This window comes from Bradyrhizobium nanningense, assembly GCF_004114535.1.
Taxonomy (GTDB): Bacteria; Pseudomonadota; Alphaproteobacteria; order Rhizobiales; family Xanthobacteraceae; genus Bradyrhizobium; species Bradyrhizobium nanningense.
The window spans coordinates 189,707-212,829 of the sequence record NZ_LBJC01000023.1 but is presented as its reverse complement, the minus strand read 5'-3'; the positions used below and the strand labels follow the sequence as shown (position 1 = coordinate 212,829).

Genomic DNA, 23,123 nt, shown 5'->3' with positions numbered 1-23,123 from the left:
TCATGATCGAAATCAGCCACGTCAACAAATGGTACACGCCGAGCTTCCAGGTGCTGACCGATTGCACCACCAGCGTCACCAAGGGCGAGGTCGTGGTGGTCTGCGGCCCCTCGGGCTCGGGCAAGTCGACGCTGATCAAATGCGTCAACGCGCTGGAGCCGTTCCAGAGCGGTGACATCCTGGTCGACGGCACCAAGGTCAACGATCCCAAGACCAATCTGCCGAAGCTGCGGTCACGCGTCGGCATGGTGTTCCAGCATTTCGAGCTGTTTCCGCACCTCAAGATCATCGACAATCTCTGCCTGGCGCAGGAGAAAGTGCTCGGGCGGCCGCATGACAAATCGGTCACCAAGGGCATGCAGCTCTTGGAGCGCGTCGGCCTCAAGGAGCAGGCGCAGAAATTCCCCGCGCAGCTCTCCGGCGGCCAGCAGCAGCGCGTTGCGATCGCCCGCGCGCTCGCCATGGATCCGATCGTCATGCTGTTCGACGAGCCGACCTCGGCGCTCGATCCTGAAATGGTCAGCGAGGTGCTCGACGTCATGGTCGATCTCGCCCGCGAAGGCATGACCATGATGGTCGTCACCCACGAGATGGGCTTTGCCCGCAAGGTGGCCAACCGCGTGATCTTCATGGACCGCGGCGAGATCGTCGAGGACGCCCCGAAGGACGACTTCTTCGGCAAGCCCCGCAGCGACCGCGCGCAGAAGTTCTTGTCGAAGATCCTGTCGCATTAGCCGGTCGTCATCCCGGGGCGCGCGTAGCGCGAGCTATGGTGCGCAATTGCGCACCTGAGGATCCATCAGGCGGCGTACGCGGGGCGAAATGGATTCCGGGCTCATTCGCTGCGCGAATGCCCCGGAATGACGGATCGAGGGTTTATCGCGCTCGCTAAATCTCCTATACCGAGGGGCAATTCCCCCATTCCGCCAGGAGACCCGCCTTGGATCCTATCGCCTACGTCAACGGCTCATTCGTCCCGCTCTCGGACGCCAAAATCTCGGTCCTCGATCGCGGCTTCCTGTTCGCCGACGGCATCTACGAGGTCTCGGCCGTGCTCGACGGCAAGCTGGTCGACAACGCCTCGCATCTGGCGCGGCTTGAGCGCTCGGTCGGCGAGATCAAGCTGAAGCTACCCGAGACGGTCGAGCGCATCACCGAGCTGCAGAAGGAGCTGATCGCACGCAATAAGCTTGCGAACGGCCTCGTCTATCTCCAGGTGACGCGCGGCGCCGACAAGGGCCGCGACTTTCCGTTTCCCAAGGCCGACGTGAAATCCAGCCTGGTGATGTTCACTTCGGAGAAGGACATCATCAACGCCCCGGTGGCAAAGACCGGCATCAACGTCATCACGGTACCCGACATCCGCTGGGAGCGGCGCGACATCAAGAGCGTGGCCTTGCTGGCGCAGGTGCTGGCCAAACAGGCCGCGGCGGAAGCCGGTGCTGGCGAGGCCTGGATGCTGCAAGATGGCTTCGTCACCGAAGGTGGTTCTTCGTCGGCGTTCATCTTGACCAAGGACGACGTCATCGTCACGCGCAAGAACTCCAACGCGATCCTGCCCGGCTGTACCCGCAAGGCCGTGATCGCGCTTGCTGAGGAACGCCAACTCCGCGTTGAGGAACGCTCCTTCACGGTCGCCGAGGCGCTCGCTGCCAAGGAAGCCTTCATCACCAGCGCGTCCTCGTTCGTGCAGCCGGTGGTGGCAATCGACGGCAACAAGATCGGCGATGGCAGGCCCGGCCCGATGGCAACCCGGCTTCGCGAGATCTACGTGGAGTTCGCCAAGGCAACGGCGGTCTGAGCCACACGCTCAGCTCTCGTAGGGTGGGCAAAGCGAAGCGTGCTCACGTCTTCTCTCGCTGTCATCGCCCGGCTTGACCGGGCGATCCAGTATTCCAGAGGCGTTTGTTGCTGAACCGAGAGACCGCGGCGTACTGGATGCCCCGGTCGAGCCGGGGCATGACGGCCGAGATTGTGGAGGCGGTGCCGTGTGCATCGCGCCGTTGCCACTCCTCACGCCACCGACGCCTTCACCTTCACCGGATGAACCGCACGGAACGCGATCGCGATCCTGTTCCAGGCGTTGATGGCGCCGATCAGCATGGTCAGGTTCACCGTCTCTTCCTCGGAGAACTGCGCGCGGACCTGCTCGTAGACATCGTCGGGCGCGTGGGTCTGCGAAATCAGCGTCACCGATTCCGTCCAGGCCAGCGCCGCGCGTTCGCGGTCGGAATAGAGCGGGGATTCGCGCCAGGCATTGAGCAGGTAGATGCGCTGCTCGGTCTCGCCGCGCTTGCGGGCGTCCTCGGTGTGCATGTTGATGCAGAAGGCGCAGCCGTTGATCTGCGACGCCCGGATCTTGACGAGCTCGATCAGCGATTTCTCGAGTCCGGTGGACTGGATCTGCTGCTCCAGCGCCATCAGCGCCTTCATCGTATCGGGGGCGGTCTGGTAGAAATTCATGCGGGGCTTCATGGTCGTTCTCCTTGCTGGCAGGGCTGACGTCAGTGGGCACCGCCGGCCGAGGTCTGGCCGGGCTTCTTCAGGAACAGGACCGCGGTGAGCGCGACGATCAGCGCCATACCGAGCAGATAGAAAGTGTCGCTGAAGGCGAGGATATACGCCTGCTTCTGCACGGTATGGCCGATCGCGACATAGGCACGATGCGCGGTGTCTGCACGGTCGAGAACGCCGTGATTGACGAAATATTGCGTCAATTGTTCCAGCCGGGTGCGGGTGGCCTGCTCGAACGCCGAGACCGACTGCATCAGCACGTTAGAATGATACTGCTCGCGCTTGGTCAGGACCGTTTGCAGCAGCGCGATGCCGACGGCGCCGCCGAGATTGCGCATCATGTTGAACAGTCCGGAGGCCGAGCCCGCGTTCTCCGGCTCGATGCCCGCGGTTGCGACCGCGGACAACGGCGCCATCACCAGCGCCTGGCCGATCGCGCGGACGACGTTGGGCCACAGCAGCTGATCGGCGGCGTAGTCGTTGGTCATATAGACGTTCAGGAAGTTGGATGCCGCGAACAGCACGAAGCCGACGCCGATCACGAGTCGCGCATCGAATTTCTGCATCAGACGCGGCACCAATGGGATCAGCACGAGTTGCGGCAATCCGGTCCAGGCCAGCACCATGCCGATCTGCTCGGCGTTGTAGCCCTGGATGCGCGACAGATATTGCGGCAGGATGAAGACCGAGCCGTATAGCGCGATGCCGAGCAGGAAGTTCGCGAGCATGCCGAACCCGAAATTGCGGCGGACGAGCAGGCGCAGATTGAGCAGCGGCTTCTTCACCGTCAGCTCGATGATCAGGAAGGCGGTCAGTGCAACGGCCGCGATCACACTGAGCTTGACGATGAACGGCGAGCCGAACCAGTCGTCCTTGTTGCCTTCCTCCAGCACGGTTTGCAGCGCCGACAGCCCGATCGCCATGGTGACGATGCCGGCCCAGTCGCCCTCGCGCAGGAGCGACAGCTTCATCGGCTTCGCCTCGAGTGCATACCAGAGCATGCCGATCATGACCGCGCCGGGGACGAGGTTGACGTAGAAGATGTACTCCCAGCCGAGATTCTCGGTGAGATAGCCGCCGATGGTCGGGCCGATCGCGGGGGCGAACGTCGCGGACAGCGCGAACAGCGCAAGACCGACCGGCTGCTTTCCGCGTGGCAGCAGCGTAATGATCAACGTGAACGCCATCGGAATCAGAACGCCGCCGGTGAATCCCTGCACGGCCCGCAGCACGATCATCTGCGGCAGGTCCTGTGCCAGCGCGCAGGCCGCCGACAGCAACAGGAACAGGGTCGCATTGGTGAGAAGGTATATCCGGATCGAGAATACCTGTGCGAGCCAGCCGGAAAGCGGGATCACCACGATCTCGGCGATCAGATAGGAGGTCGAGATCCAGCCGCCGTCGTCGATGCCAGCCCCAATCGCACCCTGGATGTCCGCGAGCGAGGCGTTGACGATCTGGATGTTCAGCACCGCCATGAAGGCGCCGAGTGTGGCGCCGATCACCGCGATCCAGGTTTTGGCGGACACCGCCGGCGCCGCGGGCGCAGCAGGGGCGGAGAAGCCGGCAGCGGCGTTGACGGTCGGTTGGAGCGTGCTCATGGCTTCAGCCCCCGTTCGCGCGGGAGGTGTTGTCGGCGAGGCGCTTTTCCGTCTCGCGCTCGGCCAGCATCGCCTGCTTGGTGTCGACGGTCGGCACCACCGACATGCCGGGGCGCAGCAGGCCGGTGAGGCTGTGGTCGTCGAGCACGATCTTCACAGGAACGCGCTGCACGATCTTGGTGAAATTGCCGGTGGCGTTATCCGGCGGGAGCAGCGCGAATTCGAGTCCGCTTGCCGGCGACAGGCTGTCGACATGGCCGCGCAGCGTCTTGTTGCGGAAGCTGTCGACGTGCAGCTCGACCGGCTGGCCGGGGCGCACATGCGTGAGCTGGGTCTCCTTGAAGTTCGCAACGACATAGACCGCATCGAGCGGCACCACCGCCATCAACTGCGTGCCGGCCTGGACGTATTGGCCGATCCGCAAGCTCCGGGCGCCGACCGTGCCGTCGACCGGCGCGGTGATCTCGGTATAGGACAGGTTCAGCGCCGCCTGCTGCGCGACCGTGCGGGCGCGTTCGAGCTGGGCTGTTGCCTGCGCGCGCTGGGTGGTGAGCACGTCGATCTTGCGCTGCGCGGCGACGAGGCCGGACTTGGCGTGCTGCAACTGCGCGCTGCTCGCACGCAGCGCCGCGTCGGTCTGCTGCGCGCGCTGGATCGTGCCGGAGCCCGACTTCATCAAATCGTCGTAGCGGGCGCGCTCCTCCTGCGCGAATTTCAGATTGGCGTCCGCCGCGGTTACGTCGGCCGTGCTCTGCGCGATGACCGGCTGCTGCAGTTCGAGCTGGGCGTCGATATTGCGCACCGACGCTTCGGAGGCGGCGACGTCGGCCCTCGCCTGGTCGAGCGCCGTCTTGAAGTCGCGGTCGTCGATCTTGGCCAGCGTCTGGCCTGCCCTGACCTTCTCGTTATCGCCGACGAGCACCTTCGCGACATAGCCGGAAACCTTGGGCGCGATGATCGTGGAGTCCGCCTTCACATAGGCGTCGTCGGTGGATTCGAGGTAGCGGCCCGTCCTCCAATATTCGTAGCCGTAGTGGCCGGCGGTCGCGATCCCGAGCGCCAAGGCGAGGCCGAGCGCCACTCGCTGAATCGCCTGACGGGACGGGCGGAGGGTGATTTTCTTATTAGTTTCAGCGACATAAGAGGCGTTTGACATGGGTATCCTCGGATATTCCTACGTCCGTCCGGCGGCACGTATGTGATGCCGGTAAAATGCGCTGTCCCGCGCCTTGTGATAATCCGGTAAAAAGTGGAAGCATTATCCAGTAATAGCGGATAATCGGGGCTTCAGATCATGGATCGCTTCACCAGTCTCACCGCCTTCGTCCGGGTCGTCGAAAACGGTGGCTTCTCGGCCGCCGCTCGCCGGCTCGACATGTCGACCACCATGGTGAGCAACCACGTCCAGGCGCTGGAGGACCGCCTCGGCGTGCGGTTGCTGAACCGCACCACGCGAAAGGTAAGTCTCACCGAGGTCGGCCAGGCCTATTACGATCGCGCCACGCAAATCCTTGCCGATCTCGGGCAAGCCGACGACATCGCGAGCGAATTGCAGTCCTTGCCTCGCGGTACGCTGCGCATCCATGTCGCCACGCACATGGTACCGTTTGTTGCGCCTGTCGTGGCGCAACTGCTGTCGACTTATCCGGAGCTCAAGGTGGATTTGCGCATGGGGGAGGCTGATGTCGACCTCATCGAGGAAGGGTATGACGTGGCCCTGCGAATGACTCAGCCGCGGGATTCCAGCCTGATCGTGCGAAGCCTTGCCACCTGGCGCCACGTGCTGTGCTGCTCGCACGATTATCTCGAAAGGCACGGCCGCGTGCAGACGCTCGACGAGCTCTCCGGGCATAATTGCGGTCGGCACTTGAACTATCCATTTGGTGACGAATGGCGCTTTCTCGATCGCAAAGGCACGCCGGCCTCCGTGCGCATCTCGGGCAGCTTCGTGACAAATAGCGGGGAAGCGCTGCGGAAAGTCGCGCTAGCGGGGGGCGCCGTATGCCTGATGGCTGGGTTTCTCGTTCAGGACGATCTCGAATCGGGTCGGCTCGTACGGCTATTGCCGGACTATCGGACCGTCGAGCTGTCCATGAACGCGGTCTACCCGCATCGCCACCATCTGTCCGCAAAAGTCAGGACTTTCATCGACATGCTCGTCGATCACAGCGCTGAGCAGCAGAAGCTGATCAATCCCTATTCGTGAGAGGGCTGCTGTCAGGCGGCCCTGGCTGTGACCGGCCTTGCCAGAAGGGATTCGACCTCCGTCTTCACCGATGCGATCGCGGCCTCTTTCACCGGGCCATAGCCGCGGATCTCCATCGGCGCCTTTGCAATCGCAACGAGAGCCGGAAGACACGCCGCATCGAGCTCGCCCAACATCCGTTCGATCAGGCCTTCATACCACGCGATCAATTCGCGCTCGGTGCGCCGTTCCCGGGTGTAGCCGAACGGATCGAACGGCGTTCCGCGGAGCCCCTTCAAGCGCGCGAGCATGGCGAGCGGCATCTGGATCCACTGGCCGAAAGCGCGTTTGCGCGGACGTCCTCGTGCGTCGCGCTCCGAGGGAAGGAATGGCGGGGCGAGGTGATATTGGACGCTGAAGCCATCCTCGAATTCGCGCTTCAGCTCGTCGAGGAAGCCGCTTTGCATGTGCAGGCGTGCGACCTCGTATTCGTCCTTATAGGCCATCAGCTTGAACAGGGCGCGTGCGACGGCCTCGGTCAGAGCCGCGCTGTTCAGGGCAGCCTCGGCACTGCGAACCCTGGCGATTGTCCTTCGGTAGCGTGCCGCATAGGTGCTGTCCTGATAGGCGGTGAGAAAGTCGGCGCGACGGTCGATAATCTGGTCGAGCGTCTCGACCTCCGGCGCTTCCGGCACCTTCGGCAGGAAGTCGGGATCGGAAGCCGCAATCCGCCCCCAGGCAAACGCCTGCTTGTTGCGCTCGACCGCGACGCCGTTGAGCTCGATCGCGCGCAACAGCGCCTGCAACGAAATCGGGACCAGCCCGCGCTGCCAGGCAAAGCCGAGCATGATGATGTTGGCATAGACGGCATCGCCGAGCAGCCGTTCGGCCAGCGCGTTGGCATTGATCGTGCCGAGATCGTGCTCGCCGATGACCCGGCCAATCGCGCGCAAGCGGGCGGCGGAGGCGAGATCGGCGTCGCGGAAGCGAACGACGTCGCCGGTCGGCATCTCCGCGGTATTGACCGCGGCGCGCGTGCCACGGCGGTAGGTGCCGGACGCCTTTGCCGAAGAGCTGACGACCAGATCGCAACCGATCAGCGCATCGGCCGCGCCCTGGTCGATGCGCACCTGGTGCAGGGCCTCGGGCCTTGATGCGATCCGGATATAGCTCAGCACGGGTCCGAACTTCTGCGCAAAGCCGGTGAAGTCCAGCACCGAGACGCCGCGGCGTTCGAGATGTGCGGCCATGCCGATCAGTGCACCGACCGTGATCACGCCGGTGCCGCCGACGCCGGTCACGAGCAGATCGTAGGGCCGGTCGAGCGATACCGAGGAGGGCAGGGCAAGCGCGGCCGCGTGGCCGACGGCGTCGATCTGGCTTGCGGCCTTCTTCCGGCGCGTTGCGCCTTCGACGGTGACGAAGCTCGGGCAGAAACCGTTGAGACACGAAAAATCCTTGTTGCAGGTCGACAGATTGATCTGCCGCTTGCGACCGAACGGCGTCTCCTTCGGCTCGACGCTGAGGCAGTTGGATTCCACCGAGCAGTCGCCGCAGCCTTCGCAGACGAGATCGTTGATGTAGGCGAAGCGCTTGGGGTCGGTCATCTGCCCGCGCTTGCGGCGGCGCCGCTTCTCCGTGGCGCAGGTCTGCTGATAGATCAGGACCGAGACGCCGGGGATATCGCGCAGCTCGCGCTGCACGGCATCCATCTCCTCGCGCGGATGGATGGTGACGCCGGCTGGCAGGTCGGCGGGCGAGAACTGTGCGGGATCATCCGACACCAGCGCGATGCGCGCCACACCTTCGGCGCGGACGCTGTGCGCGATGGCATGGACGCTGATGGGACCGTCGACCGGCTGGCCACCTGTCATCGCGACGGCATCGTTGAACAGGATCTTGTAGGTGATGTTGGCCCTGGCCGCGATCGCCTGCCGGATCGCCATCGAGCCGGAATGGTAGTAGGTGCCTTCGCCGAGGTTCTGGAAGATGTGCTTGCGGCCGGTGAATCTCGACGAAGCTGCCCAGTTCACGCCTTCACCGCCCATCTGGATCAGCGACGAGGTCTCCCGGTCCATCCAGCTTGCCATGAAATGGCAGCCGATGCCGGCCAGCGCCTTCGATCCCTCGGGCACCTTGGTCGACGTGTTGTGCGGGCAACCCGGGCAGAAATAGGGCGTGCGCGTTGCGCCCGGGACGTTGATGGTGCGTGCGGCCTCCGGCATCAGGGCGGCTGCGCGCGCGGCGAGATTGAGATCGGGAAACATCGGATCGAGCCGGCGCGCCAGTACGCCCGCCAGAGCACGCGGCGACAATTCACCGATCCAGGAGATCAGCCTTGCCCCGGTTTCGTCGTGCTTGCCGACCATGCGCTCGGGCTTGCTGCCGGGATAGTCGTAAAAATACTCCTTGAACTGGCTCTCGATGATGCCGCGCTTCTCCTCGACCACGAGGATCTCGCGCTTGCCTTTCACGAAGGCCATGGCGTCGTGCAGCGCCAGCGGCCAGACCATGCCGACCTTGTAGACGTCGATGCCGATGCGGCGGCAGGCGGCCTCGTCGAGGCCCATCAATCGCAGCGCCTCCATCAGATCGAGATGAGCCTTGCCCGTGGTGACGATGCCGTAGGTGGCGTCCGGAATGTCGTAGACGTGACGGTCGATCGGATTGGCCTTGGCGAAGGCGTAGACCGCGTGCTTCTTCGCCTCCAGCCGCTCCTCGATCTGCGGACCCGGCAAATCGGGCCAGCGATAGTGCAGGCCGCCGGGCGGAGGCGTGAAGTCCGGCGTGCGGAAGGCGCGCGGCGGCCGCAGCGCGACGGAGGCGCCTGACTCCACGATCTCCGAGATCGCCTTGAAGCCGACCCACATGCCGGAGAAGCGGCTCAACGCGTAGCCGTACTCGCCGAACTCCAGATACTCGCTGACGCTGGCCGGATGCAGCGTCGGCATGAACCAGCTCATGAAGGCAACGTCGGACTGGTGCGGCATCGAGGAAGAGACGCAGCCGTGGTCGTCGCCCGCGACGACCAGCACGCCGCCGTGCGGCGAGGAGCCGTAGGCATTACCGTGCTTGAGCGCATCGCCGGAACGATCGACGCCGGGTCCCTTGCCGTACCAGAGCCCGAAGACGCCATCGACCTCGCGATCGCCTTGCGTCTCGACCTGCTGCGAGCCGAGCACCGCGGTCGCCGCGAGATCCTCGTTGACGGCCGGCAGGAACTCGATGCGGTCCCGCGTCAGCCGGTCCTGGATGCGCCACAGCTCGAGATCGATGCCGCCGAGCGGCGAGCCGCGATAGCCGGAGATGAAGCCGGCGGTGTTGAGGCCGGCCGCACGGTCGCGCCTGACCTGGTCGAGCGCGATGCGGACGATGGCCTGCGTGCCCGTGAGGAAGACGCGGCCCTCCTCGCGGTCATAGCGGTCGGAAAGCTCGTAAGCATCGAGTGATGGGATGGCGTCCATGGCAGACCTCGCGCGGCACCCTGCCGAACGGTGGAAGGGTATGCCCGGGGCGCTGGTAGTTCTTACCTATGTATTCGATTGGAAGCTGATTTCTGGTAAGGTTTTGCGCGATGCGGCGAAATTTGGTAGATTTGACTGAATTGTGAGATCCCATGATCGAAGACCAGGACACCCGGATTCTCGCCCACCTTCAGAAGGACGGCCGAGCCACTAACCAGCAACTGGCGGACGAGGTCGGCATGTCCACCTCCGCCTGCTGGCGACGGGTGCGCGCGCTGGAGGAGGCTGGCGTCATTCAGGGCTATGCGGCTTTGGTCGCGCGCGAACAGGCGGGCTTTGCGATGTCGGCCATCCTCCACGTCTCGCTGGAGCGGCACGACGCCAAGTTCGTTGACGAATTCGTCGCGCGTGTGATCAAGCGGCGCGAGGTGCTGGAGTGCTTTGCGACCACGGGTGATGCTGACTATCATCTGCGCGTCGTCGTGAAGGACATGGCGGCCTACAATCGCTTCCTCGACGAGTTCATGTTTCGCATCCCCGGCATCCGCTATGTCCGCAGCAACGTGGTGTTGAAGGAGATCAAGGCGAGCGTGGCGCTGCCGTTTTGAGACACGGGAAGTGCCGTAGGGTGGGTTAGCCGAAGGCGTAACCCACCATCGATGTCTCCGCGGAAAGCTGACGAGGTGGTTACGCCAAGCAGATGCGCTTCGCGCATCTCCAGGGCAAACCCACCCTACGGCACGGGTGCTGAGGCTGCTACCGCCCCTCCCGCACAAACCTGTTGCGCAATGTCCCGACGCCCGTGATCTCGATCTCTACGACATCGCCGTGCTTGATATCGGGCGATGCGCCGTCCGTGCCCATCCAGATCACGTCGCCGGGCCATAAAGTAAAATACTTCGTCAGCTCGACCAGGAACGGCACCACGCCGAAAATCATGTCGCCGGTCGCGAAGCGGTTGGTCTCCTTGCCGTTGACCCGGACGATTGTTTCCATCTTGTCGAGGTCGGCCTCGGTCTCGATCCATGGACCCATCGGCTTGAACGTGTCGGCGTTCTTCGAACGCCACAGACTGCGGTCTGCCTTCTGCCAACTTCGCTCGCTGACGTCGTTGCCGATGGTGTAGCCGAACACGCAATCCATCGCGTTCTCTTTGGTGAGATGCTTCACCTTCTTGCCGATGACGACGACAAGCTCGCCCTCGTAATGGATCTTCTCCGTCGCAAAGGACGGGATCACGACGTCCTCGTCATGTGCGATCAGCGCGTTCTGGGCGCGGTAGCCGATCTCGGGACGGTCGGGCACGGCCGGCACCTCGCCGCGCTTGTCGGCGGCTTCCTTCAGGTGCTTCAGATAGTTCAGGCCGACGCAATAGAAGGTGCGGGGGATCAGCGGCAGCTCGAACTTTACGTGCGACAGCGAATGCGCGCGCGAGGTGCGCTGCCATTCGCTGAAGGGATCGCCATCGACCGCGATGACCTGATCGCCCTCGACGAGTCCCCACGAGGTCTTGCCCGCGGCGGTAAATTTCAGCCAGCGCATGGTCTGTCCTCGTTATTCCGCGGCATCGCGCGGCTGCACCTTCCAGGCGCCGGCCGCCGGCCGCTTGAGCCCGAGATTCTCCCGCAGCGTCTTGCCGCGATAGTCCCTCTGGAACAGGCCGCGGCGTTGCAGTTCCGGCACGATATGCCGGACGAAATCGGCGTAGGAGCCGGGCACGTAGGTTGCGGCGATGACAAAGCCGTCGCAGCCACGCTCGACGAACATTTCCTCCAGCTTGTCCGCGATCTCCTTGGGGCCGCCGACCATGGCGTCCTGGACCTGGCCGCGGCCGGAGAAGGTGACGAAGTCACGCGCGCTCGGGTTGCTCTTGCCCGAATTCTTCAGCACGCCATCGCGGATGCCCAGGATACCTTGCATGCTCTTCAGCTCGTCCGTCGTCAGCGGCTCGTCGAGATCCTTGGAGGCGAAGTCGTAGTTGAGCGCTTCGGCAAGCAGCGACAGCGCGTCGATCTGCAGCGGCAGCTTGTTGATTAGGGCCATCTTGTCCTCGGCCTCGGTCTTGGTCGCGGCGCAGACCGGCGTCGTCAGATTGCAGAGGAGCATCTGGTCGGGATCGCGGCCGGCTTTGGCGGCCTCGTTGCGTACGGCCGCGTAGCCCTCCTTGGCCCCGGCGAGATTGCGCGCGGCCGTGAAGATCACCTCGCCCCATCGCCCCGCAAAGCGCTGGCCGCGGCCCGAGGCGCCGGCCTGGATGATCACGGGATGGCCCTGTTGCGAGCGCGGTACGGTGAACGGCCCGCGCGACTTGAATGCCGGTCCCTTGTGATCGAGCCGCTTCACTTTGCTCGGATCGGCAAAGCGGCCGCTTTGCTTGTCCATGATGAGCGCGCCGTCCTCCCAGGTGTCCCAGTGACCGAGCACGACCTCCATGAACTCGTCGGCGCGGTCGTAGCGGGAATCGTGCTCGGGATGCGAATCCCGGCCCATGTTGAGGGCTTCGCCGTCGTTGAGCGAGGTCACGACGTTCCAGCCCGCGCGTCCGCCTGACATCAGATCGAGCGTTGCGAAGCGGCGCGCGACGTCGAAGGGTTCGTAATAGGTGGTCGAGCAGGTCGCACCAAGTCCGAGCTTCTCGGTGACCATGCCCATCGTGGTCAGCACGATCAGCGGATCCATCTTCACGCAGCGGATGCCGTATTCGACGGTATGGGCGTGGTCGTTGCCATAGCGGTCCGGCATCGCCAGGCGATCGTCGAAGAAGGCCATATGGAACTTGCCGGCTTCGAGAATTCTGGCGATCTCCTGATAATAGTCCGCCGACATCGAATCCTCGCGCGAGTCCGGATGCCGCCAGGAACTCGGCAAGTTGGTGCAGTTCTGCGCCTGGAGGAAGCCGACCAGGACCATCTGTCGCGTCATGCTGCTGTTCTCCATTCCGTCAGGCCAGATCGAGCACGGTGTCGAGCCGGTATTCCCGCGCCAGCGCGCGCAGTTTTTCCCAGGTGGCATCCTCGATCTCGATGCCGTCGCGCAGGCGCTGTTGCTCGCGCAGGCCCTCGATCTCCCCGGGATAGTAGACGCCTTTGCTGCCCTCGGACGGCGGCGTCGATTTCAGATAATGCGCGAACTCGGCGACCTCGCGCTTGAACTCCTTCAGCGGGCGGAACGCGGCGACGTTGAACGCCGCCATGAAGCAGCCGTCATTGTGTCGCCCCGTCGGTTCGACGCCGAAGCCGAGACCGGTGAGCAAGCCGCACAGCACCTCGACCATGGCGGCGAGGCCGCTACCCTTGTAGCCCTCGGTGCCGCCGAGCGGCAGCAGCGCGCCGCCCTTGCGATATTGCGTGGGATCGGTGGTGTGCCGTCCCTCGGCGTCGATGATCCATCCCGTTGGGATTTCCTCGCCCCGCGCAACCGCAAGCTGGATCTTGCCGGCCGCGACCGCCGAGGTCGCCATATCCAGATAGAACGGCGCGTCGAGATCGGACGGCACCGCGATCGAGATCGGGTTGGTGCCGAGCCGCGCCTCCTTGCCCCCGAACGGCGCCACGTGCTTCGGCGAGCGGCCGGAATCCGCCGTCGCGATCCCGATCATGCCCTCGCGCATCGCCATCAGCGGATAGGCGGCGAGCCGGCCCACATGGCTCTGCCGGAACACCGTGCACGCCGCGACGTTCGCCGTCTTCGCCTTCTCGATCGTCAGCGCCATCGCCTTGGCGTTGACGTGGAAGCCAAAACCCCAATGGCCGTCGATCACGGTCGTGGTCGGCGATTCCTGGACGATGGTCCATTTGGCGCCGGGAACGATATGGCCGGCCTTGATGCGGTCGATATAGGTGGGAACGGCGATGATGCCGTGGGAATCGTGGCCGGCGAGATTGGCGTTGACGCAGCCGACCGCAACGGCGTCGGCCTCTTCCTCGGTGGCTCCGGCGGCGCGGAGCAGGGCGGCGCTGACGCGCGTGAGGCGATCGGCCTTGACGATCGGCATGGCGTTCCCCGAGGTTCGTGCCCTTGGCGGGCGCTGGTTGTTAAAGCCATCGTCTCAAAGCGCGGCGGCGATATCAATCTCCCGTAAACCAATACAGGGCTGCAAATTCGTAAAGAGAACGCGCCTTTGGTCGAAGGCCCGTGCCGCACGACGGTATTTCCGGCAGTTTGCCGCAACTCGTTCGCAGCTCGTTCACTTTGATCGACGGTTTGCAGCGCGCAATAACGACCACTTAGGCGATGGCCATTCATAAAGTCACCCGGGAGAAACAGGCAGAATGCCCGGGAGCTGAGATCGTGCCGACGACACTCGCGCGCACCTTTGCGGCGTTGAGCGCCATCAACGAAGCGATCCTCTACGCGAAATCGCCGGACGAGCTGTACCAGAAGGTCTGCGACGCCGGGTTTTCGAGCGGGGACTTCTTGGCGGTCGCCGTGTTCCTGGTCGAACCGGACGGCCGGCGGCTGTGCTTTGCGGCCGGCTGCGGCGACGACATTCCGCGACTGAGCTCGATCCTGATCACGACGGAAGCCGGCACCCCCGAGGGCTCGGGCGTCGGAGGCGAGGCGTTTCGCGAGCACAAGCTGTGCATCAGCAACGATTATCTGAACGATCCGCGCTCGCTGGCGTGGCGCGAGGGCGCGGCTTCGGCTGATATCGGTGCGGCCGCGGCCCTGCCGCTGCTTTGCAACGGCAAGTGTGTCGGCGTGCTGTTGGTGACCCGCAGCGAGCCCAATTCGCTGGACGACCAGATGGTCTCGCTGTTCGAGCGGATGTCGGCCAACATTTCCTACGCCCTGGACAATTTCGCGCGCGCAACCGCGCAACAGCGCAGCGAACGGGCGACGCGGCGGCTTAACCGCATGTTCGGGGCCATCAGCGCCACCAACGAGGCAATCCTGCGCGCCAAGACCGAGCAGGAGCTGTATCAGCTCGTCTGCGATGCCTCCGTTCACGGGGGCAAATCCCTCTCGACCTTCATTTTGCTGAAGGAGCCGGATTCCGATTGGCTGAAGCCTGTTGCGGGTACCGGCCAGAACCTGGAACTGGTTGCTCGAACCCGGTACTCGGTCGATCCGGCAAATCCGTATGGCCGCGGAATTTCAGGTGAGGTATTCCGCTCGCAGAAACCGTGCTTGGAAGACGATCTGCCCCGCCGCACCAAGGGGACGGCGTGGGAGCAAGCCAACATCAATTCCGGCGTTGCCGCCTGCGTCGCCGCTCCTCTGATCAAGCATGGTCAGAGCGTCGGCGTCATGCTGTCCTTCATCAGCCGGTCCTGGGCCAAGGAGGAAGAAGTCGTCGCGCTGATGCTGCGGATCGCCGAAAACGTCTGCTTTGCTCTCGACAATTTCGATCGCGAGTCCCAGAACGCCAAAATTGCGGCGGAGGAAGAGCGGCTGGCGCGCATGTACGCCGCGCTGAGCGCCACCAACGAAGCGATCATCCGGGCGACATCGCGTGCCGAGCTGTTCGATCTCGTCTGCGAAGCGTCCGTGCAGGGCGGCAAGTTCGGCTCGGCCACGATCGCGCTCACAGAGCCAGCCTCCGAGCTGCTGCGCGTCGTCGCCTCCGCAGGACCCAATTCCGATGAAGTGCGCAGGCTCAAATTTGCAACGACGGACAGGGTGCCGGAAGGACGAGGCCTGACCGGCATCTGTTTCCGCACCAGAAAGCCGTGCCTGACCAACGACCTGCTGGCCGATGATCGCCTCAAGCCGTGGCACGACAGCGCGCGCCGCACCGGCGTCAAATCCTCCGCTGCGCTGCCGTTGCTCAACGGCGATCGCACCGAGGGCGTGTTCCTGTTCAATTCCCTCGAGATAGGCGCGTTCACGCCCGAGCTGATCGAGCTGCTGGAACGTCTTGCCCGCAACGTGTCCTTCGCCATCGGAAATCTCGACCGCGCCGAGGAGAAGGCGAAGGCCGACAAGCAGCGAGACCGGCTGAGCGGCATGTTCGCGGCGTTGAGCGCCACCAACGAAGCCATCATGCGCGCCGAGACTCGCGAGGAGCTGTTCGACGTCGCATGTCAGGCGGCCGTGCTGGGTGGCATGTTCGCCTCGGCGACGATTGGAATCATCGACGAGACATGCGAGTTGGTTCGGGTCGTCGCCGTGAAGGGACGGCTCCAGGAGCGAATGGTCGGGCGCACCTGTGCGATTTCCCCAGACCATCCCGAAGGCCAGGGAATCATCGGAACTTCGGTGCGGACGTGCCGGCCGAGCGTCATCAACGACTATATGCACGATCCTCGCTCGGCACACTGGCACTCCAAGGCCGTCGAGGACGGAACCCGCGCGGCTGCCAGCTTCCCGCTTCTGCGCGACGGCCAGAAGCCGATCGGCATCCTGCTGTTCCTTGCGCCGGAGGAGGATACATTCACGCCGGATCTGGTCGAGCTGCTGGCTCGTCTTGCCGAAAACGTCTCGTTCGCGCTCGACAATTTCGAGCGTGCCGAGGAAAAGGCGCGCACCGAGGCGCAGAAGGAGCGGTTGAGGCGCATGTTCGCGGCCTTGAGCGCGACCAACGAGGCGATCATGCGAGCGAAGTCGCGCGCCGAGTTGTTCGACCTGGTATGCCTTGCGGCCTCGAACGGCGCCAAGTTCACCTCGACCACCATCGCCCTGGCCAAGGCCGACAGCGATCAGCTGGAAATCGTGGCCAGCGCAGGCCCGTCCTCCGACACCACGCGCAACGTCCGTCTCTCCATCGATCCCGAGCGGCCCGAAGGGCGCGGGATGAGCGGCACGGCGTTCCGCACGCGCCAGCCTTGCATCAGCAACGACTATCTCAACGACCAGCGCGTGAGTGCCTTCCATGCCATCGTCCGCAACGACGGGGCGCGCTCAGGCGCGGCGTTTCCGCTCATCGTGCACGACCAGGCCGTCGGCGTCATGATCTACATGTCGACCGAACCGGCGACCTTCACGGCCGAGTTCGTCGAGCTGTTGCAGCGTCTCGCCGACAACGTGTCCTTTGCGGTGGAGAACTTCGATCGCGCCGACGCCAAGAACGAGGCGGACGAACGGATCGAGTACCTCGCCTCGCATGACAGCCTGACGGACCTTCCGAACCGCGAGACCTTCAACGGGCTCTTGCGCGAGGCGATCGACGCGGCAGAGCGTCACGATCACCGTTTTGCGGTGCTGTTCATCGATCTCGACCGCTTCAAGGTCATCAACGATTCGCTGGGGCACGAGGCCGGCGACCTGCTTCTGCTCGAAGTGGCGAAACGCTTACGTGGCGCGCTGCGGGAAAGCGACGTGGTGGCGCGGCTCGGCGGCGACGAGTTCGTGGTGATCCTCGATCAGTGCGGCGAGATCGACGACGTTCAGCGCATCGCGACCGGGCTCCTGGCCGCACTCGCCCAGCCCATGGAACTGGCCGGGCACGAGTGCCACACCACGGCTTCGATCGGCATCGCGATGTATCCGGCCAATGGCTCCGACGCGCAGACGCTGACCAAGAACGCCGACATGGCGATGTATCTCGCCAAGGAAGACGGCAAGAACGGCTATCGCTTCTTCTCCAAGGAAGTGACGACGCAGTCGATCGAAAGGCTGTCGTTGGAGAGCGCGCTGCGCCGGGCGCTGGAGCGCGGGCAGCTCTCGCTGAACTACCAGCCCAAGGTGGAGATGGAGACCGGCCAGATCACCGGCGTGGAAGCATTGCTGCGCTGGACGCATCCCGATCTCGGCAGCGTCTCGCCGGCGCAGTTCATTCCGCTGGCGGAGGAAACCGGGCTGATCGTGCCGATCGGCCGCTGGGTGCTCAACGAGGCCTGCGCGCAGGCCATGGCCTGGCAGCGCCGCGGCCTGTTGCCGGTGTCGATGGCGGTCAATTTGTCGCCGCGGCAGTTCGCCGACGAGCATCTGTTGCAGGACGTCGACGAGGCGCTGGCGGCCAGCGGCATGTCGCCGGTGCTGCTCCAGCTCGAAGTCACCGAGAGCATGATGATGCGCAATGTCGGTCGCGCGCTCAAGGTGCTCGACGCCATCCAGAGCCGCGGCATTCGCCTCGCGATCGACGATTTCGGCACCGGTTATTCGTCAATGTCGCTGATGAAGCACTTCCCGATCGACACCATCAAGATCGACCGCTCCTTCGTGCGGGACCTGCCGCAGGATTCGGAGGACCAGGCGATCGCACAGGCGATCATCAGCATGGGCAAGGCGCTCGGCATGACCGTCGTCGCCGAAGGCGTCGAGAACGCCGAGCAGGAGGCGTTCCTGCGCGCCCATGGCTGCGACGAGATGCAGGGCTTCCTCATCTCAAAGCCCCTGCCGGCGCGGCAGATGGCCGAACTGCTGCGGCCGATGACACTGCCCGTTGCGCCGCCGCTCCAGCCGGAGCAGGACCTTGCCGCAACCGAAGCCGCAGCGTTACGGCTGAAACGCGCTGTCGTCTGACGGCAGCGGGTGCAGTTCGCGAGTCTCGTCATCCTTGCTTTTCGCCTTGCGCGGAAAATCCTCAGGCCAAGACACCGAGGTCTGGTCCTCGAACAGCGCGAGAAGCAGGCGCGCGCCCTCGGCAAAGGTCGATCCGTCTTCGAGGCCGAGCGTATGCGACCACGCACCGGGCATCGGCTGGCGCACGTCGAGCACTGCGATCGCGGGTCCCCACCACCAGGCCGGCGCCGGCGAGCGCTCTTCCTCGGGCACGGCGAGCCAACAGGCGAACTCGTCCACCACGCGCTCGAATTGCAGGCTTGCGGCCTGATGCATTCGCTCCGTGCTCCTTGCCGCGCCAGAAAGCAGGCCGATGCGCACACTCGGTCGTGGTCTTGAAGCTTTGCAGAACGGCGTCTCTCGGAGGCCGTATGCCGCTTCCATCGGCGGCCATACCACAAACACGCGACGGCCAGAAACGCGGCCGACGCGGTTGTCATAGTCTCTTCATTCTCTTTAGCGGCGGCAGGTGCCCACCGGCAAGGAGCAATATGGCTGGCTAACGTGGCCTGAACGGATGCGCCTTCTGGTGCCAGGCCCAGGCGGTGCGGATCACCGTTGCCAGGTCGGAATGACGCGGCACGAAGTTCAGCACCTTTCTCGCAGCAGAAGGATCCGCGACCAGATAGGTGGGATCGCCGGCGCGGCGCGGCTTGACGGTATGCGGTACTTCGCGCCCGGTCTCCTGCCGGATGGCGTCGAGGATCTGGCGCACCGAGAACCCGGAGCCGGTGCCGAGATTGAAGCTGCCGCCGGCATGCCCGCCTTCCAGAAGCTTCAGGGCCGCGACATGCGCCGCCGCAAGATCAGTGACGTGAATGTAGTCGCGGATCGCGGTTCCGTCGGGCGTGTCGTAATCGTCGCCGAACACTGCGAAGTCGACGTGGCCCTGCAACGCCATCATGGCGCGGGGAATGAGATGGGTTTCATTGTCGCGCAGTTCGCCGATGCCGCCGGCCGGATCGGCACCGCTGGCGTTGAAATAACGCAGGCAGAACGCGCCGAAGCCATAGGCTGAACGGTAATCGGCGAGCATCCGCTCGATCATCCATTTCGATGCGCCGTAGGGGTTGATCGGCGCGCAGGGAAAATCTTCCGGCAGTTCCTTGGAATCGGCATTGCCGTAGACCGCGCCGGTCGAGGAGAACACGATGCGATGGCAGCCTGCGTTGCGCATCGCCTGTAGCAGCGACAGCGTGCCTTGCACGTTGTTGATGTAATATTTCTGCGGGTCGGTCATGGACTCCCCGACAAGGCTCGCCGCCGCGAAATGCATCACTGCAGTGATGTTGTGATCGGCGAAGGCGCGTGCCAGCACCGGGCCGTCGAGCAGATCGCCGGTGACCAGCGGGCCGGCGACGAAACTGCGATGACCCGTCGAGAGATTGTCATACACGACGGGCTGATAGCCGGCGGCGGTCAATGCGCGGCAGGCGTGCGAGCCAATATAGCCCGCGCCCCCGGTGACGAGGACGGTCGGTCGGTCGGTCATATCGTCTTGTGCTCTTCTCTTAGCGGAGGGGTCGGTTGCGGCTGAAGAGAAGATAGAGCGCGCGGGGGTTGGTGGTCAAATAGCGCCAGAGCAGGCGGCGTGGCTCGAGCAAGGTGCGCCAGGCCCATTCGAGCCCGATTTTCTGCATCCATTGCGGCGCGCGGGAACGACTGCCTGACAAGAAATTGAAGAGGCCGCCGGATGTCTTGATAACGCCAACATTGGTGAGCTGCGGCGTGAATTCCTCGACGAATGCCTGCTCATTGGGCACGCCGAGCGCAACCCACAGATAGTCCGGCGCAAGCGCGTTGATCTCCTCGACCTTCTCGCGTAGCGCTTCGCCACGCAGATAGCCGTGGCTGTGCCCGACGATCTTGAGGTTCGGATACATCTTCTGGACGTTTTCGACCGCTGCGATGTTCTCGGCCTCGCTGGCGCCGAACATGTAGAAGGTGCGGCCCAGCGCCTCCGCCTTGCGCGCGACGACGTGGAACAGGTCCGTGGTTGCAACGCGTTCCGGCAGCGGAAACCAGGATTGCAGCTTCGAGGCGGCGACCAGCGGCTGGCCGTCGGCGTTGATCAGATCGGCGGCACGGAACAGGCGCTCGGTCTGCGGTTCGGTCGAGCAGCGCGCCAGCACCTCGCCATTGGCCGAGGTCAGGAACAGCGGACGGCCGATGCGACTGTCGGGATCGGTCGCCTCGATCATGAAATCGGCGGTCTCTTCCAGGTCGAGCGCGGCCATGCGAAGCCCGCCGACGGTGATCCGTGGCACGTCGGCAGTTGCTGCCCGTCCGTCGAGGTTGACGCGGCGCTCAAGCATATTGTCTGCCTCGCTGGCGCGTTTCGACTGCGGGGGTGAGCTCGTCGAGCACGACGCCGACGAGCTTGCGCTCGGCGCGGCCGAGCGCGGCCAGGATTTCTTCGAGACTGTCGTTGATGTCGAGGCTGGTCGGCAGCACGGCCACCAGCGCGTCGGTGTCATCGAGCAGCTTGCGGCTGCCGGCAGGAAGCGGCATCGCAGGGCCGTCGAGGATGACGAGGTCGTAGCCGCCTGCGGCGCGCGCCTGCGCGATCGCCTTGCGGATCGCGTCGGCGGCCTTGCCGGCATCGCCCTCGCCGGCCGGCAGCACCGAAATGCCGTTGACCGTCTTGATCTCGCGTGCGGCCTTGCTGCCGATCGAGAGCCAGCCGAGCCTGCTCGGTTCGTTCCTGCCGGGACGGCTGACCTTGTTCGAGAGCGCGTGGGCCTGATGGTCGGCGTCGATCATCAGCACGCGGGCGCCATCGCGCGCAGCCGCGAGCGCGAAGTTCAGCGCGCTCACGCTGCGCCCGGCGGTCTCGCCAGCGCCGACGAGCGCAATGACGGGCATTGTCTTGTCGCCGGCACGCCGGGCCGCGGCAGCGCGCATGTCGCGCCAGGCGTTGAGCAGCTTCGTCAGGGGAAAGCCGGGCCGCAATGTCGGCCAGCCCAGCCGGGTGAGATCGCCGCCGCCGCCGGTGGTGAGAATGGCGCCGAGCGTGTGAATGACGTCGGCCTCCTGAAGGCGGGCGATCAGCGGCTTTTCGACCAACGAATTTTCGACCATCGCGGGTTGCAGCGGCGGCGCGGCAAGTTCGGGCGGGATCTGCGCGACCTCGGCGGCCCGCGACGGCTGCTCGGGCCGCGAAGCTTCCTGCGCCCGCGAAACCTCGGGCGCGCGCGTTGTCTCCGGCACCGGCTTTCGTTCACGGCGGGCTGGCGCGGGCACCGGCGCGGTTGCGCCGGCGAACAGAAGCTCGGCCGCGACGAACCAGCTCGAGGCCGCAAGCGCGCCAAAGATGAAGCCGATCATGGCGAACAGGCTCATCGCCGGCGGGAACGAGCGCCGCTGCGGCACGGTCGCTTCGCCGATGACGCGGGCCGCGGAGGTGTTCAGGCTCTCCTGCTCCTCGGTTTCGCGCGAGCGCTTGAGGAAGGATTGGTAGACGTCGCGGCTGGCATCGGCTTCGCGCTCCAGCTCGCGCAGGCGCACGGCGGCCTGGCTGAGCTGGACGCTCTGCCGCTTCTGCGCTTCCAGCGCCCGGTTGAGCGAAGCTTCGAAGTCGCGGGCGCGCGTCAAGTCGTTCTTGGCGGACTGGGCGAAGCGGTCGATCTCTTCGTTGATGGTGCGCTTGAGGTCCTCGACCTGCTTTTCGGTCTGGCGCAGCGCCGGATGGCGCGGGCCGAGCTCGCCGGCCTGCTCAGCATACTTCTTGCGTGCATCGGCATATTGCGCGCGCAGGTTCGCAATGGTCGGCGATTGCAACGCTTCTGGTATAGCGCCGGCATCGGCAGCGGTACGGCGGCTCGCCTCGATCTGGTCGAGCCGCGCCTGGGCATCCATCGTCGCCGCGCGCGCCGCGGAAAGCCGCTGGTTGCTGGCGGAGAGCTGCTGGTCGCTGATCAGCGCATCCTGGGTGCCGACGAAATTGTTCTGGGCCTTGTAGGTGGCGAGCGCGGTCTCGGCGTTGCGCAGCCGCTCGCGCAGCTCCTTGAGGCGGCCGGAGAGATCGTTGGTGGCGCGCCGTGCGGCCGAAGCCTGGGAGTTGCGGGATTCGGCGAGGTAGGCATTGGTCAGCGTGTTGGCGAGCATCGCCGCCTTCGCCGGATCCGTCGACCAGACCTCGATGTCGACGATGAAGCTCTTCTCGGTCTTGCGGATCGTGATGTGCCTGTTCAGCGCCTCCAGCGCCGCAAGCTGCACCTCGTTGTTGGCCGCAGCGGAGGGCGCGGGAGGCTGAAGGCCGATCAGGCCGAGCAGCGACGACATCAGGCTCCTGCCGTCGCCGCCGCCGAATTCCGGATCCTTGTCGAGACCCGCCTGCTGGATCACCTTGAGCAGGACGCTGTTGGCGGTGATCAGGCGCGCCTGGCTCTCCACCACCATGGACATGCCGGAGACGTCCTGCGCGCGCGGCGTCAGCTCGCGATCGACAAGCTGAAGCTCGCGCGGATCGACATAGAGCTGGGCGGTGGCGGTGTAGCGAGGCGTCAGGCTCTTGCCAATCGTGACGGCAAGCGTTGCGCCGAGCAGGGCAGCCGCGGCAATCGCGATCTTGCGCCGCCAGAGCAAATTGGCGAGCTCCAACACGTTGAAGCCGGCCTGAGACCTCTGTTGCGGGAGCTCGGACCTCGCCCGATCGATCGGCTGGTTGTAGTCAAGCATGATCCCCAGCTTTCATTCTAAATGCCGCAGGCTGAGGGGTTAGTCTTCGCTCGACGCCATGCACCCGGGATATAGGTGCCCAATCAACGCAACAGGGAAAATTAACCATACTCATTGAGAGACTATTCACCGAAATGGCAAACAAAGCGTTTAAGCGCTTGCCACGCCACCGTGCGTCCTCGTGACGCTCGGGTCGAGCGGGCTCCCTGGAGATTAACGGTTCGTTACCGCGCA

General features: G+C 64.6%; 17 protein-coding genes. 6 read left to right on the top strand and 11 right to left on the bottom strand.

Annotated elements, in window-relative coordinates:
- The first annotated feature begins 2 nt into the window (after positions 1–2).
- Positions 3–734 carry an amino acid ABC transporter ATP-binding protein gene (locus tag XH84_RS17145; protein WP_128921658.1) on the top strand — a complete coding sequence of 244 codons (732 nt, stop codon included), beginning with the start codon at positions 3–5 and terminating at the stop codon, positions 732–734.
- Between the two features lie 206 nt (positions 735–940).
- On the top strand, positions 941–1,801 hold the full coding sequence (locus tag XH84_RS17140; protein ID WP_128921657.1) for a D-amino-acid transaminase: 861 nt from the start codon (positions 941–943) through the stop codon (positions 1,799–1,801).
- Positions 1,802–2,013: 212 nt separating this feature from the next.
- Here XH84_RS17140 and XH84_RS17135 read toward each other — a convergent pair whose 3' ends face one another.
- From XH84_RS17135 to XH84_RS17125, 3 genes are read right to left on the bottom strand one after another with little or no spacing between them, the layout of a single operon-like run.
- Positions 2,014–2,475 (bottom strand): carboxymuconolactone decarboxylase family protein, encoded by a 462-nt coding sequence (locus XH84_RS17135; protein WP_128921656.1) that lies wholly within the window; start codon positions 2,473–2,475, stop codon positions 2,014–2,016.
- A 29-nt stretch (positions 2,476–2,504) separates the two neighbouring features.
- Positions 2,505–4,115, bottom strand: a complete 1,611-nt coding sequence (locus tag XH84_RS17130) for an MDR family MFS transporter (RefSeq protein ID WP_128921655.1) — start codon at positions 4,113–4,115, stop codon at positions 2,505–2,507.
- A gap of 4 nt (positions 4,116–4,119) precedes the next feature.
- The gene (locus XH84_RS17125) at positions 4,120–5,271 is read right to left on the bottom strand and encodes an HlyD family secretion protein (RefSeq protein ID WP_128921654.1); all 1,152 of its coding nucleotides are present in this window, start codon (positions 5,269–5,271) and stop codon (positions 4,120–4,122) included.
- 138 nt (positions 5,272–5,409) lie between these two features.
- On the opposite strand from XH84_RS17125, the gene XH84_RS17120 reads away from it, so the two are divergent.
- Positions 5,410–6,321, top strand: coding sequence for a LysR family transcriptional regulator (locus tag XH84_RS17120; RefSeq protein ID WP_128921653.1), 912 nt, complete (start codon positions 5,410–5,412; stop codon positions 6,319–6,321).
- Positions 6,322–6,332: 11 nt separating this feature from the next.
- On the opposite strand, the gene XH84_RS17115 is transcribed toward XH84_RS17120, so the two are convergent.
- On the bottom strand, positions 6,333–9,764 hold the full coding sequence (locus tag XH84_RS17115; protein ID WP_128921652.1) for an indolepyruvate ferredoxin oxidoreductase family protein: 3,432 nt from the start codon (positions 9,762–9,764) through the stop codon (positions 6,333–6,335).
- On the opposite strand from XH84_RS17115, the gene XH84_RS39870 reads away from it, so the two are divergent.
- Together XH84_RS39870 and XH84_RS17110 are read left to right on the top strand one after the other, a co-directional pair.
- A complete protein-coding gene (locus tag XH84_RS39870) occupies positions 9,763–9,903 on the top strand; it encodes a hypothetical protein (protein ID WP_164936528.1) in 141 nt (46 codons plus the stop codon). The two genes, XH84_RS17115 and XH84_RS39870, sit on opposite strands and share 2 nt — an antisense overlap.
- Positions 9,904–9,916: 13 nt before the next feature.
- Positions 9,917–10,372 (top strand): Lrp/AsnC family transcriptional regulator, encoded by a 456-nt coding sequence (locus XH84_RS17110; RefSeq protein WP_128921651.1) that lies wholly within the window; start codon positions 9,917–9,919, stop codon positions 10,370–10,372.
- A 148-nt stretch (positions 10,373–10,520) separates the two neighbouring features.
- Here XH84_RS17110 and XH84_RS17105 read toward each other — a convergent pair whose 3' ends face one another.
- From XH84_RS17105 to XH84_RS17095, 3 genes are read right to left on the bottom strand one after another with little or no spacing between them, the layout of a single operon-like run.
- A complete protein-coding gene (locus XH84_RS17105; protein WP_128921650.1) occupies positions 10,521–11,306 on the bottom strand; it encodes a fumarylacetoacetate hydrolase family protein in 786 nt (261 codons plus the stop codon).
- Between the two features lie 12 nt (positions 11,307–11,318).
- Entirely contained in the window at positions 11,319–12,686 is a 1,368-nt protein-coding gene (locus XH84_RS17100; protein WP_128921649.1) for an LLM class flavin-dependent oxidoreductase, read from the bottom strand.
- A gap of 19 nt (positions 12,687–12,705) precedes the next feature.
- The gene (locus XH84_RS17095; RefSeq protein WP_128921648.1) at positions 12,706–13,758 is read right to left on the bottom strand and encodes an Ldh family oxidoreductase; all 1,053 of its coding nucleotides are present in this window, start codon (positions 13,756–13,758) and stop codon (positions 12,706–12,708) included.
- Between the two features lie 296 nt (positions 13,759–14,054).
- Between XH84_RS17095 and XH84_RS17090 the strand changes: the two genes are divergently transcribed.
- Positions 14,055–18,170: a sensor domain-containing phosphodiesterase gene (locus XH84_RS17090; protein WP_164936527.1), complete on the top strand. Its 4,116-nt coding sequence runs from the start codon at positions 14,055–14,057 to the stop codon at positions 18,168–18,170.
- Here XH84_RS17090 and XH84_RS17085 read toward each other — a convergent pair.
- The 4 genes from XH84_RS17085 to XH84_RS17070 form a co-directional block, all read right to left on the bottom strand.
- Positions 18,144–18,485 (bottom strand): hypothetical protein, encoded by a 342-nt coding sequence (locus tag XH84_RS17085; protein ID WP_128921646.1) that lies wholly within the window; start codon positions 18,483–18,485, stop codon positions 18,144–18,146. The two genes, XH84_RS17090 and XH84_RS17085, sit on opposite strands and share 27 nt — an antisense overlap.
- Positions 18,486–18,708: 223 nt before the next feature.
- Entirely contained in the window at positions 18,709–19,701 is a 993-nt protein-coding gene (galE, locus tag XH84_RS17080; protein WP_128921645.1) for a UDP-glucose 4-epimerase GalE, read from the bottom strand.
- Positions 19,702–19,720: 19 nt separating this feature from the next.
- Complete coding sequence (locus XH84_RS17075) at positions 19,721–20,524, bottom strand: WecB/TagA/CpsF family glycosyltransferase (protein ID WP_128921644.1); 804 nt, start codon at positions 20,522–20,524, stop codon at positions 19,721–19,723.
- Entirely contained in the window at positions 20,517–22,889 is a 2,373-nt protein-coding gene (locus XH84_RS17070) for an exopolysaccharide transport family protein (RefSeq protein ID WP_128921643.1), read from the bottom strand. Before XH84_RS17070 ends, XH84_RS17075 begins: the two co-directional genes overlap by 8 nt.
- Between the last annotated feature and the right edge of the window lie 234 nt (positions 22,890–23,123).